Raw genomic sequence first — 14,165 nt, forward strand, 5'->3', positions numbered from 1 at the left:
TGAAGCAACGCGATCTCACGGCCTGCGCATGCGGGCCGGAAGAGAACGAACCTGACGTGCGCGGCCTCCTTCCACACTCCATGCAGGAGAGCAGAAGGTAGGCGTCCGGCGTCGCCGAAAGTTCTTCAAAGATTAGACTTCCAAAGAACGTTTGTCTTTACGCGACCCGCCGCATCACCAGCGAAGCATTCGTCCCACCAAACCCGAACGAGTTCGAAAGCACGACATCGACCTGCTTCCGCTTTGCCTCGAACGGCACCAGATCGATCCTGGTCTCGACCGAGGGATTGTCGAGGTTGAGCGTCGGCGGGATGACGTTGTCGCGCAGGACGAGGATGGAGAAGATCGCCTCGACCGAGCCGGCGGCGCCCAGCAGGTGGCCGACCGAGCTCTTGGTCGACGACATGGTGGCGTTCACGGCGGCATCGCCCAGCAGGCGCTCCACGGCCTTCAGCTCCAGCTCGTCGCCCATGGGCGTCGAGGTGCCGTGGGCGTTGATGTAGCCGATCTCGGCGGGCGAGATGCCGGCGCGCTTCACCGCCGCGCTCATGCAGCGGAAAGCGCCATCGCCGTCCGGGGAGGGGGAGGTGATGTGGTAGGCGTCGCCCGAGAGGCCGTAGCCGACCACCTCGGCGTAGATCTTCGCGCCGCGCGCCTTGGCGTGCTCGTATTCCTCGAGCACCACGATGCCAGCACCCTCGCCCATGAGGAAGCCGTCGCGGTCGCGGTCGTAGGGTCGGGACGCCTTCTGGGGCGTGTCGTTGAAGCCGGTGGTCAGCGCTCTGCAGGCCGAGAAGCCGGCGATCGACAGGCGATTGACCGGTGATTCGGCCCCGCCCGCCACCATCACGTCGGCATCGCCCAGCGCGATCAGGCGGCTCGCGTCGCCGATGGCGTGGGCGCCGGTGGAGCAGGCCGTGACCACGGCGTTGTTCGGACCCTTCAGGCCGTACGCGATCGAGACCTGGCCGGAGGCGAGGTTGATGATCCGGCCCGGGATGAAGAACGGCGAGATCCGGCGCGGACCCTTCTCGTGCAGGGTCACAGAGGCGTCGTAGATGCCGCCGATGCCGCCGATGCCGGAGCCGATCAGCACGCCGGTGGCGCACTGGTCCTCGTGGCTCTTAGGAAGCCAGCCGGAATCATTCAGGGCCTCGTCGGCCGCCGCCATCGCGTAGACAATGAACGGATCGACCTTGCGCTGCTCCTTGGGCTCCATCACCGCGTCGGGGTTGAAGGTGCCGTCGGTGCCGTCGCCGAACGGGACCTGCGCGGCGATCCGGCAGGGCAGGTCGGCAGATTCGAAGCCGCGGATCGGGCCGGCGCCGCTGTCGCCCGCGATCAGCCGGCTCCAGGTGTGCTCGACCCCGCTACCCAGCGGCGTGACCATCCCCAGACCCGTGACCACCACCCGCCGCATCGCACTCGTCCCGTCTTGAAGCGCTTCCCCGCCGCCGGCAGGAGGCCCCCGCGGGGCCGGAGCGCACCGTCTATAACTGCCGAAGGCGGATTCGGTCCCGGCGGGACTGGTCACGCCTCCGAGCCTTCAAACGCGTAACGGCGCGGGGGCTGTTCCGCCTCGCCCGCGCCGCAGGAAACGAGAAGCCCCGGCGCCTCAGGCGGCGGAGTTCTTCTCCAGGAACTTCACGGCGTCGCCGACCGTCTGGATGGTCTCGGCCGCGTCGTCCGGGATCTCGACGTTGAACTCTTCCTCGAAGGCCATGACCAGCTCGACGGTGTCGAGGCTGTCGGCACCGAGGTCGTCGATGAAGTTGGCGCTCTCGACCACCTTCTCGGGCTCCACGCCCAGGTGCTCGACGACGATCTTCTTCACGCGCTCAGCGATATCGCTCATCGGTCTTCCGTCCTCGTCCTTCTGGTCTGTCAGACTTCTTGGGGTGGTGCCGTGGCCGCGTCGCGCCCCTGCGGGCTTGTTGACGGGCCGGTGTTCGATCGCGCGTGCTTCGAGGTGATCCGGCGCGTTGAGCCGGCATGGCCCCGCCGGGAGGCCTTGGACTGAAAACCCGCTGAACCGTCAACCCCCTGTGCGGCTGCGGGGGGTTGGTAGCACAGGGTTCCAGCCCTGGCGAGGGGCCGTTCAGAAACCCTTCATGGGTGTGGCGTTTGCGTGCCGGACGGAGTGATTCGCCTAACGCCAAGACCAGTATACAGGTCCTAGTACATCGCCATTCCGCCGTTCACGTGCAGGGTGTGACCGGTGACGTATCCGGCCTCCGCGGAGGCGAGATAGAGGCAGGCCGCCGCCACCTCCGCCCCCTCGCCGAGGCGCCCGGCGGGCACGCGGGCCAAGATGCCCTCGCGCTGCTTCTCGTTCAGCGCATCGGTCATCGGCGAGCTGATGAAGCCCGGCGCGATGCAGTTCACGGTGATCCCGCGCGAGGCGACTTCGGCGGCGAGCGCCTTGGTCATGCCGACGAGGCCGGCCTTGGCGGCGGCGTAGTTGCCCTGGCCGGGATTGCCGGTGCTGCCGACCACAGAGCCGATATTGACGATCCGCCCGGAGCGGCGGCGCATCATGCCCTTCACGGCGGCGCGCGACAGGCGGAAAGCGGCGGTGAGGTTGACGGCGAGCACCTGCTCCCACTCCTCGTCCTTCATCCGCATGAACAGGTTGTCCCGGGTGATGCCGGCATTGTTGACCAGAATGTCGAGGGGGCCGATCGCCGCCTCGGCGGCCGGCACCAGCCCCTCGACCGAGTCCTTGTCGGCGAGGTCGGCGGCCACGGGGCTCGCGCGCTCGCCGAGTTCGGCGGCCAGCGCCTCCAGGGCCTGCGGCCGGGTGCCGGAGAGCGCCACGGTCGCGCCCTGGGCGTGCAACGCCCGAGCGATCGCCTGGCCGAGGCCTCCGGTCGCGCCGGTGACGAGGGCCTTGCGGCCGGTGAGATCGAACATGCCGGGATCCTGCCGTGATTAGAGCGCGAAGGCCGCGACGTCCGCGGGCGTACCGATCGCGGAGGCCGAGGCCTGCGGGGCGATACGCTTGACGAGGCCGGTGAGCACCTTGCCGGCGCCGAGTTCGTGGAAGCGGTCGACGCCGGAGGCCGCCATGGCGGCGACGCTCTCGCGCCAGCGCACGGTGCCGGTGACCTGCTCGACCAGCGCCGTCCGGATCGCCTCGGGGTCGGAGACCGGGGCGGCCGCCACGTTGGGGTAGAGGGCGACCCGCGGCGCCGTCAGGGTCACGGCGGCCAGGGCCCGGGCCATGGCCTCGGCGGCGGGCGCCATGAGGCGGCAATGGAACGGCGCCGAGACGTTGAGCATCACGGCGCGCTTGATGCCGCGGCCGGTGGCGATGCCGATGGCGCGCTCCACGGCCGGCCGGTCGCCCGAGAGCACCACCTGACCGCCGCCATTGTCGTTGGCGACGTCGCAGACCGCGCCGCCCCCGGCCTCCTGGGCGGCCGCCTCGGCCACCGCGCGGGCCCCGTCCAGATCGGTGCCGATCAGGGCCGCCATGGCGCCCGCGCCCGGCGCTACGGCCTCCTGCATGGCCTCGCCGCGCAGGCGCAGGAGCTTGGCCGCGTCGGTGATGGTGAGGCTGCCGGCCGCCGCCAGGGCCGCGTACTCGCCGAGCGAGTGCCCGGCCACGCAGGCCACGTCGCGGGCGAGGTCGAGGCCGCGCTCGGCCTCCAGCACCCGCAGGACCGCGAGGCTCGCCGCCATCAGCGCCGGCTGGGCATTGGTGGTGAGGGTCAACTCCTCGACCGGCCCCTCGAACATCAGCCGCGACAGGTTCTGGCCGAGGGCGGCATCGACCTCGTCGAGCACGGCCTTCGCCTGCGGGAAGGCCTCGGCGAGGTCCCGCGCCATGCCGACCGCCTGACTGCCCTGGCCGGGAAAGATGAGTGCGCGCATAGTGAATCCCGATGGCCGGCATCGGCGCGCGCGAACGCCGCCCGTGTCGGCCGAAACTCTGGAATGGGCCGCGCACTCGCACCCGCGGCGGCGGGTTGTCAACAATGCGCCGCAGCATGGCGGCGCGCCGCGCAGCGGAGCCGACGCGGCGGAACACGGCTTCGCTCACGCGTCCGATCACATCCGCCATGTCATCCCGGGGCCTCGCGGCGGAGCCCGGGATCCGGTCCCGCCGACACGCCAAGACATCGCGCCGACGGTGGTTCTGGGTTCCAGGCGCGCCTGCGGCGCCCCGGAACGACGGGGTGTCGCCCTAGACCCGCTCTCGTTGCGGGCCCGGCAGACGCGCGCCCTGCGCAACCCGCTGTGCTTGTTGCACAACGGCATCCGGTGTAAGACGGCGTCATACCCGACAGCATCCGTCGCTCAAGCCCAAGGAGCCGCCCCGCATGGCGCGCGTCACCGTCGAAGATTGCATCGAGAAGGTCGAGAACCGCTTCGAGCTCGTCCTGCTCGCGAGCCACCGGGCGCGCCTGCTCGCCGCCGGCGCCCCGCTGACCATCGACCGCGACCGCGACAAGAACCCGGTCGTGGCCCTGCGCGAGATCGGCGACGAGACGATCACGGCCGACGACCTCAAGGAGCAGCTGATCCACTCGATGCAGAAATACGTCGAGGTGGACGAGCCCGAGGCCGAGACCGTGCCGCTGCTGTCGAGCTCGCCGGCCGCCGCCGCGGTGGCACCGCAATCCTCCAGCGACGATGCGGCGGTCCAGTTCGATCGCATGAGCGAGGAGGACCTCCTGCGCGGCCTCGAGAACCTCGCCCCGCCGGTCGAGACCGACGACGAGGGCGAGTGAGCCTGACACCGTGGGCCTGGACGCGCACGACTTGACCGAAACCGGACCCGGCGGAGACGCCGGGTTCTCTCGTTCCGAGGCCGACTCGTCGGCGACCGGCGCTTTACCGCCGCCGGGGGCTGGCGCCGGCACGGCGGTTGCGAAACAATCGCGCGTGATCCCGACCCCGCGTACCACCCAGGAAGCACCGGCCCCGTCCCGGCGGATGATGCGCCAGTACGAGTTGGTCGAGCGGGTCAAGCGCTACAACCCGGCCGCCGACGAAGCGCTGCTCAACCGCGCCTACGTGTACGCCATGCAGGCGCACGGCACGCAGAAGCGCGCCTCGGGCGACCCGTTCTTCGCCCACCCCCTCGAAGTCGCCGCGATCCTCACGGACCTCCACCTCGACGACGCCACCATCGTGGCCGCGGTCCTGCACGACACCGTCGAGGACACCGAGGCGACGCTGGAGGAGATCCGGCGCCTGTTCGGGCCCGAGATCGGTGCCCTGGTCGACGGACTGACCAAGCTCAAGCGCCTCGACCTCGTCTCCAAGCAGGCCGCGCAGGGCGAGAACTTCCGCAAGCTGCTGCTTGCGGTGGCGGCGGATGTCCGCGTGCTGCTGGTCAAGCTCGCCGACCGCCTGCACAACATGCGCACCCTCCAGCACATGCGGGAGGACAAGCGCCACCGCATCGCGCAGGAGACGCTCGACATCTACGCGCCGCTCGCCGGCCGCATGGGCATGCAGGAGCTGCGCGAGGAGCTGGAGGATCTGGCCTTCCGCAACCTGGAGCCAGACGTCTACGCCACCATCACGCAGCGGCTCGTCCGGCTCACCGCCAAGTCCGAGAGCGTGGTCGAGACCATCGCGCAGGTGCTCACCGACAAGCTCGGCGCGCAGGGCATCACCGCCGATGTGAGCGGACGGCAGAAGCGGCCGTTCTCGATCTGGTCGAAGATGGAGCGCAAGTCGGTCGCCTTCGAGCAGCTCTCCGACATCTTCGGCTTCCGCGTCGTCGTCGACACCGTGCAGGACTGCTACGCGGCGCTCGGCATCGTCCACACCAGCTGGCCGATGGTCCCGGGCCGCTACAAGGACTACATCTCGACGCCGAAGCAGAACGATTACCGCTCGATCCACACCACGGTGATCGGGCCGAAGAGCCAGCGCGTCGAGCTGCAGATCCGCACCCGCGCCATGGACGACATCGCCGAGTACGGCATCGCGGCCCACGCCCAGTACAAGGAGCTGGGCAAGGATCTGAGCCGCCGCGAGGGCGAGGGCAGCGTCCACCCGAAGCTGGCGGCCGAGAGCGGCGCCTATCAATGGCTGCGCCGGACCATCGAGCTGCTCGCCGAGGGCGACAGCCCCGAGGAATTCCTGGAGCACACCAAGCTGGAGCTGTTCCAAGACCAGGTGTTCTGCTTCACCCCGAAGGGCCGGCTGATCGCCCTACCGCGGGGCGCAACCCCCATCGACTTCGCCTACGCGGTGCACACCGACGTCGGCAACACCGCGGTGGGCGCCAAGATCAACGGCCGGATGGCGCCGCTGCTGCACGAACTCGCCAACGGCGACGAGGTCGAGATCAGCCGCTCCGACGGGGCCTCGCCCCCGGCGGCCTGGGAATCCCTGGTGGTGACCGGCAAGGCCCGGGCGGCGATCCGGCGAGCGACCCGGGCGGCCGTGCGCCGGCAATATGCCGGGCTCGGGCGCCAGATCCTGGATCGAGCCTTCGAGCGCGCGGCCAAGACCTTCTCGGAGGACAAGCTCCGGGGCGCCCTGCCGCGGCTCGCCCGCGCCACCACCGAGGACGTGTTCGCCGCCGTGGGGCGCGGCGAGATGTTCTCGGGCGACGTGGTCCGGGCCGTCTACCCCGACCATCGCGACGAGCGCCGGCCCTCCGCCGCGCAGGGGGCCGCGAGCGGCGCCGGCCGCCTCGTGCGCTCGGCCGACCAGACCATGCGGCTCACCTTCCCGGGCGCCGAAGGCAAGGAGGGCACCGGGGACCGGAGCGACGCGATCCCGATCCGCGGCCTCGCGGGCGACCTGCCGGTGACCTTCGCGCCGAACGGCGGCGCGGTCCCCGGGGACCGCATCGTCGGTATCCTGACCCCCGGAGTCGGCGTCACCGTCTACCCGATCCAGTCGGCGGCGCTCGCCGCCTTCGACAACGAGCCGGAGCGGTGGCTCGACGTTCGCTGGGATACGGAGGCGCTGGGCGGGGAGCGCTTCCCCGCGCGCCTGGCGCTCAAGTCGATCAACGAGCCGGGCGTGTTCGCCCAGATCGCTCAGGTGATCGCCGACCACGACGGCAACATCGACAACATCTCGATGAAGCGGCGCACGCAGGACTTCACCGACATCACGATCGACCTGTCGGTCTGGGACCTGCAGCATCTCAACGCGATCATCGCGGAGCTGCGCGGCAAGCGTCCGGTCAACAGCGTGGAGCGCGTGAACGGCTGAGGTTCCCCGGCAGGTGGTATGACCTCAGGTTTATGAGGAAGACCTCGGTAAATTGTCCGACCATTGTCGTGGACGTCGTCGTGACGTGCCAATGCGGCGGTCGCGCCCGAAAGTGTCGGTCTTCACGATCGAAAGTCTTCAGCTCTGCTTGACACAGCCGCATTTGACACGAATGGTTCCTCGGCTGGGGCGGCGGTTCATGGAAAGGGGCCGCGCTTTTCGCCCCGGATTGCAGACCAGATCGACGATCCATCGCGGCAATCCGTCTCCGGCCTCGCCGATCGGACGGAGCAAGTCCGTTTCATCTGACGATTTCCCGTCGCCCGATATTTTTCAGGATTCAACCTGTCCATGCCAGCGACCCAGCGCAGCGCCATCTTTATTGACGGCGCAAACCTCTACGCGACCACCAAGGCCCTCGGGTTCGATATCGACTACAAGAAGCTCTTGAAGGAGTTTCAGTCCCGGGACAATCTTCTTCGCGCTTTCTACTACACCGCGATGATCGAGGATCAGGAATATTCGTCGATCCGCCCGCTGATCGACTGGCTCGACTACAATGGCTACCGGGTCGTGACCAAGCCCGTGAAGGAATTCACGGATTCGATGGGGCGGCGGAAGTACAAGGGCAACATGGATATCGAGCTGGCGATCGACGCCCTCGAACTCAGCCCCCATATCGATCAGATGATCCTGTTCTCCGGCGACGGCGATTTCCGCTCGCTGGTCGAGGCAATGCAGCGGCGCGGCGTCAAGGTGACGGTGATCTCCACCATCCAGACGCAGCCATCGATGATCTCCGACGAGTTGCGGCGGCAGGCCGATGAGTTCGTCGACCTCGCGAGCCTCGCAGGCCGGATCGGGCGCGAGCCCAGCGAGCGTCCGGCCCGGGCCTCCGGCGAGGCGCCGACCCGTTACCGCGGCGAGGCCCGGGCGAATCCGGGCCTGGAGAACCGCTACGGCATCCGCCAGCCGGAAGCCGAGGAGGAGTAGCGCTTCAGGCGGCCGCCCCGGTGAGCCAGTCGACAACCTGCCGGGCGCTCCGGTCCGGCGGGAAGACCGGGTAGAACAGCTGGCTCACCACCCCGTCGTCGATCACCAGGGTCAGGCGGCGCAGCAGGATCTGGCCGCCGGCCTCGAAGACCGGCAGGCGCGCCGCCATCGCGAAGGCCCGATGCGGGTCGGCCAGCAGCGGGAAGGGCAGGCGCAGGCGCTCGGCCGCCTCGCGCTGGTAGGCGCTCGTCTGGGTCGAGAGGCCGAAGACCTGGGCGACGCCCCGCGCCGTCAGCTCGGCGTGGTGATCGCGGAAATCGCAGGCCTGCGGCGTGCAGCCCCGGGCGCCGGGGATCGCATCCCAGTCGGGCGTCAGGCCCGGCTGTCCCGGCTCGCCGGTGCGCGGGTAGGCGTAGGCCACGGTCCGGCCGGTCAGCCGCGCCAGCGAGACCGTGCGACCATCCGTGGCGGTGAGCGCCACGTCGGGCAGGCGCATCCCGCGGAGATGGTCGGCCGCGCCGTCGTCGACCGGGACCGGCAGGTCGTCGGGGAGGACATCGTGGGTGGATGGCATGGACATCTCCTCCCGACTCGGCGCCCGGCCTCGGCATCCGTCTTTGCGAGCGGAGCGAAGCAATCCAGAAGCGCACCGCTCGCCGACGTCGCGACACCCTGGGTCGCTTCGCTCCGCTCGCGATGACGGCCCGGCCTCAGCCCCGGTCCCGCAGCAGCCGCGCCCGGTCGCGCTGCCAATCACGCTCCTTGACCGCCTCGCGCTTGTCGTGGGCCTGCTTGCCCTTGCCGAGGCCCAGCTCGACCTTCGCCCGCCCCTTGTCGTTGAAGTAGATCTTCAGCGGCACCACCGTGTAGCCCTGGCGCTGCGTCGCGCCGATCAGCTTGTTGATCTGGCGGCGGTGCAGCAACAGGCGGCGCGGGCGCTTGGTGTCGTGGTTGAAGCGGTTCGCCTCCAGGTATTCCGGGATGTAGGCGTTGAACAGCATCAGGTCGTTGCCGGAAGGGCCGGCATAGGCCTCGCCGATCGTCGCCTTGCCGCCGCGCAGGGACTTCACCTCGGTGCCGGTCAGCGCGATGCCGGCCTCGAGCGTGTCCTCGATCGTGTAGTGATAGCGCGCGGCGCGGTTGTCGGCGACGATGCGCCGACTGGGCTCCGGTTTCGGGGCCATGATGCGTGACTTTCCTCAGTCCACCAGCAGGCCGGCGTGGCGCAGGGCGTCGTCGACGATGCGCTTCGTGGGCTCGGTCACCGGCACCAGCGGCAGGCGCAGCTCGTCGGTCATGTGGCCGAGCCGGGACAGCGCGTACTTCACCGGCGCCGGGTTGGCCTCGGCGAACAGACCGGTCTGGAGGGGGAACAACTTGTCCTGGAGGGTCAACGCCTTGGCATAGTCGCCCGACAGCGTCGCCTCCTGCAGGTCGGCGCAGAGGCGCGGGGCGACGTTCGCCACCACCGAGATGCAGCCGTGGCCGCCCTGGGCGTTGTAGCCGAGCGCCGTCGCATCTTCGCCCGAAAGTTGGATGAAGCTCTCGCCCATGGCCTGACGCTGCTGGCTGACGCGATCGATCTTGGCGGTCGCGTCCTTCACGCCGGCGATGTTCTTCAATTCGAAGAGCCGGGTCATCGTCTCGACGCTCATGTCGACGACGGAGCGCGGCGGGATGTTGTAAATGATGATCGGAATGCCGACCGCATCGTTGACGGCCTTGAAGTGGGCGTAGAGGCCCGCCTGCGTCGGCTTGTTGTAGTACGGCGTCACCACCAGGACGGCGTCGGCACCCGCGCGCTCGGCGTGCTGCGCCCGCTCGACCGCCTCGGCGGTGGAGTTGGAGCCCGCGCCGGCCACGACCGGCACGCGTCCGCCCGCCTCGTCGATGCAGGCCTCGACCACCCGGTCGTGCTCGGAATGGGTCAGGGTCGGGCTCTCGCCGGTGGTGCCGGTGGGCACGAGGCCGTGGCTGCCCTGCTCGATCTGCCAGCGCACGAACTTTCGGAACGCGGCCTCGTCGAAGGCCCCGTTCCGGAAGGGCGTCACAAGCGCGGTGAGCGAGCCCCGCAGGCGGCTCCCGGTCATCTCGGTCATCTCAGGCGTCCCAAAGGGTCCCAGCTGGGATTTCGGCGGTCTCGGCGCCGCGCGTGGTCCGCATCGTACGGGCACGGACCGGCAGACATAGGCGGTCGCGTCACGGCGCGCAAACAGATCGTGGCGACGGTTAACGCGATCTTAATGGTCCCGGCCCGATCCTCTGCCTTTCCCGCTCCGATGATCAGTAGGGGGGAATCGTGATCCGACCCGCGGCCTCGTCTCCGGCCTCGAAGCGCACGTCCCTCACCGCCGCCGCGCTCATCGCCACGGTCGGCGTCGCGCTGGCCGGTCAGGTCGGCCAAGCCGGCACCGAGGCGCCGACGACGCCGCCAGCCTCGCAGCCGGCACCGCCGGCGAGCGATGCCGCCCTCTCGACCGCCCAGGTCCGTGGCGCGCAGGCCGAAAAGGCCGCCGACCCGGTCGCGGCCGACGCCCTCAAGCTCGACCCGGTCCACGCCTCCGGCAGCGACGACAAGGGCGAGGAGCCCGCCCGGACGCTGCCCGCCGCGGCCTCGGCCTACGCCTCTGCGGACCCCGATGCCCCCGTGGCCTTCCCGCTGCCGGACGCCGCCGTCACCCCGGCGGCCCCGGTGCCGGAGGTGCCCGATCCGGCGCGGCCCAAGATCTCCGGCGACACCGACCCGACTTTGCTGCGCGGCGCCATCGACCTCTACCGCAAGGGCCGGGTCGCCGACGGCGACCGGATGCGCGACGGCTTCACCGACCCGGCCGCGCGGGCGCTGCTCGAATGGGTGGCGATCCGCGCGGGCGCCGGCATCGGCTTCAACCGCACCGTCGCCTTCGTCCGGGCCAATCCGGACTGGCCGGCCGGCCCGCTGCTGCGCCGCCGGGCCGAGGAGGCGCTGCTCTCCGAGCGGAAATCCCCCGCGACGGTCCGGGCCTTCTTCGCCACGGCGAAGCCGTCAAGCGCGCCGGGCAAGTTCGCCCTGGCGTTGGCTTTGCGCGCCGACGGCTGCGAGACCGACGCCGCCGACATGATCCGCGACCTCTGGCGCACCGAAAGCTTCGGCCGCAGCCTCGAGGCCAAGGTGCTGGACGCCTTCCCGGACGTGCTCACCCGGGTCGACCACCGCTACCGGATGGAGCGGGCGCTCCTGAAGGACGATTGGGAGAGCGCCGGCCGGGCCGCCGGCTATGCGGGCGGCGGCTATGCCAGCCTCGTGCGCGCCCGCCGGGCCGTGGAGGACAAGTCGTCCGGCGCCGCGGCCGCGCTCGCCGCGGTACCGCCGTCGCTGCGCAGCGACGCGTCCTACATCTTCTCCCGGGCGCAGTATTTCCGCCGGGCCGACAAGCCCGAAGCCGCGGCCGCCGTGCTCGCGACGGCGCCGAGCAACCCGGACGTGCTGGTCGACGGCGACGAGTGGTGGATCGAGCGCCGGATCGTGGCGCGCAAGCTCCTCGACCTCGGCGACGCCAAGACCGCCTACGCGGTGGCGAGCCAGCAGGCGGCGCGCACGCCCGAGAAGCGGATCGAGGCCGAGTTCCACGCCGGCTGGATCGCCCTGCGCTTCGCCGGCAATCCGGCGGCCGCCGCGCAGCACTTCGCGCAGGTGGCGGCGATCGCAGAGAGCCCGATCTCGGTGGCGCGGGCCGCCTACTGGCAGGGCCGGGCGGCCGAGGCGCTGGGCCAGGCCGAGGAGGCGAAGCGCTTCTACGAGCGCGCGGCCCTGCAGCCGATCGCCTATTACGGCCAGGTCGCCCGGGCCCGGCTCGGCCAGACCAGCCTGCCCCTGCGGGCGCCCGCCGACCTTGAGGGCGCCGAGCGTCAGGCGTTCGACGGGCGGCTCTCGATCCGTGCCCTGCGCCTGCTCGGCGAGGCCGGGATCAAGGAGCTGGCGCTGCCGCTCTACATCGACGCCGCCCGGGACCTGTCGGACCCGCGCGAGCTCCAGGCGCTCGGCGACCTCGCCACCGACATGAAGGATCCGCGCGCCCTGGTGGCGATCGGCAAGCTCGCGGTCCAGCGCGGCCTGCCGCTCGACGCCCACGCCTACCCGACGATCGGCATCCCCAGCTACGAGACCTTCACGGCGGTGCCGCAGGTGGAGCGGGCCATGGTCTACGCCATCGCCCGCCAGGAGAGCCAGTTCGATCCGCGAGCGCAGTCGGGCGTCGGCGCAAGGGGGCTGATGCAGATGATGCCGGCCACCGCCCAGCGCACCGCCCGCCGGGTCTCGACCGCCTTCGACGTCGAGCGTCTGACCAGCGATCCCGCCTATTGCGCGAAGCTCGGCCAAGCCCATCTCGGCGAGCTGATGGAGGATTGGCGCGGCTCCTACGTGCTGGCCTTCGCGTCCTACAACGCGGGCGGCGGCAACGTGAAGAAGTGGATCGACGCCTACGGTGACCCGCGCAAGGGCGACGTCGACGTGATCGACTGGGTCGAGCGCATCCCCTTCACGGAGACGCGCAACTACGTGCAGCGGGTCATGGAAAACCTGCAGGTCTACCGCTCGCGGCTCGACAGCCGCAGCGCCCTGCTGATCGAGGGCGACCTCCACCGCGGCGCGCGGTAGGACACCCAATCGGGTCACCCGTCTGCCGCCGCGGACCCGGGCCGTGTTCGTCGTTCCGGGGCGCCGCAGGTGAGCCGGACCCGACGGGGCACGCCGGGGGTGGGCGATCCGGAATCGCCGTGGCTGCCTGACCATGACGCGTCGGCGGTTCTGGATCCCGGGTTCCGCTGCGCGGCCCCGGGATAACAGAGAGACCCCGTGGACCGGCGAGACGTCGGCGCCTTCCGGTTTTCCCCGCCTCCCGCTCCGCCACGGCATAGCTTTTGGTTGTGTCTCCGGCGGTTGGCTCCCTAGAAGATGGGCCGGTCCGCATTGACCGGCTCCCGAGAGCCCGCGCCGCCGAGAGGTTCCCCATGCTGCGTTCGAGATTGGGTTTCGCCCTCCTGCTGAGCACAGGGCTCGCGGCCGGCGCGCCGGCCCTAGCCCAGGAGGCCTCCACCGCCGAGCAGACGATCGACGTGATGAACACGCTGTTCGGCAAGCATCCGGGCGCGCGGGCCAACCACGCCAAGGGCGTGGTCGCCGAGGGCAGCTTCACCCCGTCGCCCGAGGCGGCCAAGATCAGCAAGGCCTCCTTGTTCAAGGGGTCGGCGGTGCCGGTGACGATCCGGTTCTCGGATTCCACCGGCGTCCCGACCATCCCGGACGGCGTCGCCGACGCCAACCCGCACGGCCTCTCGCTCAAGTTCAAGCTGAGCGACGGCTCGGAGATGGACGTCGTCACCAACGCGCTGAAGTACTTCCCCGTCGCCACGGGCGAGGAGTTCCGCGACCTCCTGAAGGCCGCCGCCGAGAGCGGCCCGAAGGCCGCCCATCCGACCGCGCTGGAGCGCTTCGCCGCCGCCCACCCGGCTGCCGCGACCGCGGGCGCGACCGCCAAGACGCCGTCGAGCCTCGCCCGGCAGACCTACAACGGCGTCAACGCCTTCATCCTCGTGGATGCCGCCGGCAAGCGGCAGCCGTTCCGGTTCCGCTTCGTGCCCGTGGAGGGCGAGGAGATCCTCGCGCCCGAGGACGCGGCCAAGCGCGACCCGAACTTCCTGATGGCCGAGATCGGCCCGCGGGTCGCCAAGACTCCGGCGAAGTTCCGGATGCTGGCCCAGCTCGCCGAGCCGGGCGACCCGACCAACGACGCCACCAAGCCCTGGCCGGACGACCGCAAGACGGTGGATCTCGGCACGGTGACGGTGAGCAAGGTCGTGCCCGACAGCGCCGAGGCCGAGAAGGCGCTGCTGTTCATGCCCAACAACCTCACCGACGGGATCGAGGTCTCGGACGACCCGCTGATCGACGCCCGCGTGCAAGCCTACGCGATCTCGTTCAGCCGCCGCTCGCAGTAGCG

The 14,165-nt window shown here is 70.4% G+C and carries 12 protein-coding genes; 5 read left to right on the top strand and 7 right to left on the bottom strand.

Going from position 1 to position 14,165, the window contains the following annotated elements; all coding sequences use genetic code 11:
- Positions 1 to 157 precede the first annotated feature (157 nt).
- The 4 genes from fabF to fabD all read right to left on the bottom strand — a co-directional run bounded on the left by fabF (position 158) and on the right by fabD (position 3,876).
- Entirely contained in the window at positions 158 to 1,420 is a 1,263-nt protein-coding gene (gene fabF, locus AC3WSN_RS04555) for a beta-ketoacyl-ACP synthase II (protein WP_492536544.1), read from the bottom strand.
- Positions 1,421 to 1,615: 195 nt separating this feature from the next.
- Entirely contained in the window at positions 1,616 to 1,855 is a 240-nt protein-coding gene (locus tag AC3WSN_RS04560; protein ID WP_007559070.1) for an acyl carrier protein, read from the bottom strand.
- A 320-nt stretch (positions 1,856 to 2,175) separates the two neighbouring features.
- Positions 2,176 to 2,913 carry a 3-oxoacyl-[acyl-carrier-protein] reductase gene (gene fabG / locus AC3WSN_RS04565; protein ID WP_238197372.1) on the bottom strand — a complete coding sequence of 246 codons (738 nt, stop codon included), beginning with the start codon at positions 2,911 to 2,913 and terminating at the stop codon, positions 2,176 to 2,178.
- 18 nt (positions 2,914 to 2,931) lie between these two features.
- Positions 2,932 to 3,876 (bottom strand): ACP S-malonyltransferase, encoded by a 945-nt coding sequence (gene fabD / locus AC3WSN_RS04570; protein ID WP_492536545.1) that lies wholly within the window; start codon positions 3,874 to 3,876, stop codon positions 2,932 to 2,934.
- Positions 3,877 to 4,325: 449 nt separating this feature from the next.
- Between fabD and rpoZ the strand changes: the two genes are divergently transcribed.
- From rpoZ to AC3WSN_RS04585, 3 genes are all read left to right on the top strand, one after another.
- Positions 4,326 to 4,736: a DNA-directed RNA polymerase subunit omega gene (rpoZ, locus tag AC3WSN_RS04575; protein WP_010685409.1), complete on the top strand. Its 411-nt coding sequence runs from the start codon at positions 4,326 to 4,328 to the stop codon at positions 4,734 to 4,736.
- A gap of 205 nt (positions 4,737 to 4,941) precedes the next feature.
- Positions 4,942 to 7,191, top strand: coding sequence for a RelA/SpoT family protein (locus tag AC3WSN_RS04580; RefSeq protein ID WP_192710365.1), 2,250 nt, complete (start codon positions 4,942 to 4,944; stop codon positions 7,189 to 7,191).
- A 351-nt stretch (positions 7,192 to 7,542) separates the two neighbouring features.
- Entirely contained in the window at positions 7,543 to 8,184 is a 642-nt protein-coding gene (locus AC3WSN_RS04585) for a LabA-like NYN domain-containing protein (RefSeq protein WP_492536546.1), read from the top strand.
- Positions 8,185 to 8,188: 4 nt separating this feature from the next.
- Here AC3WSN_RS04585 and AC3WSN_RS04590 read toward each other — a convergent pair whose 3' ends face one another.
- The 3 genes from AC3WSN_RS04590 to dapA all read right to left on the bottom strand — a co-directional run bounded on the left by AC3WSN_RS04590 (position 8,189) and on the right by dapA (position 10,283).
- Positions 8,189 to 8,758 carry a peroxiredoxin gene (locus tag AC3WSN_RS04590; RefSeq protein WP_492536547.1) on the bottom strand — a complete coding sequence of 190 codons (570 nt, stop codon included), beginning with the start codon at positions 8,756 to 8,758 and terminating at the stop codon, positions 8,189 to 8,191.
- Between the two features lie 136 nt (positions 8,759 to 8,894).
- Positions 8,895 to 9,368, bottom strand: coding sequence for an SsrA-binding protein SmpB (smpB, locus tag AC3WSN_RS04595; protein WP_020095208.1), 474 nt, complete (start codon positions 9,366 to 9,368; stop codon positions 8,895 to 8,897).
- A 15-nt stretch (positions 9,369 to 9,383) separates the two neighbouring features.
- Positions 9,384 to 10,283 carry a 4-hydroxy-tetrahydrodipicolinate synthase gene (dapA, locus tag AC3WSN_RS04600; RefSeq protein ID WP_492536548.1) on the bottom strand — a complete coding sequence of 300 codons (900 nt, stop codon included), beginning with the start codon at positions 10,281 to 10,283 and terminating at the stop codon, positions 9,384 to 9,386.
- A 200-nt stretch (positions 10,284 to 10,483) separates the two neighbouring features.
- Here dapA and AC3WSN_RS04605 point away from each other — a divergent pair, with 200 nt between their 5' ends.
- Together AC3WSN_RS04605 and AC3WSN_RS04610 are read left to right on the top strand one after the other, a co-directional pair.
- Positions 10,484 to 12,823 (top strand): lytic transglycosylase domain-containing protein, encoded by a 2,340-nt coding sequence (locus tag AC3WSN_RS04605; protein ID WP_492536549.1) that lies wholly within the window; start codon positions 10,484 to 10,486, stop codon positions 12,821 to 12,823.
- A gap of 353 nt (positions 12,824 to 13,176) precedes the next feature.
- Entirely contained in the window at positions 13,177 to 14,163 is a 987-nt protein-coding gene (locus AC3WSN_RS04610) for a catalase family peroxidase (protein ID WP_492536550.1), read from the top strand.
- The last annotated feature ends 2 nt before the right edge of the window (positions 14,164 to 14,165 follow it).

It is taken from the genome of Methylobacterium sp. FW102-HT35C08, from assembly GCF_058790235.1.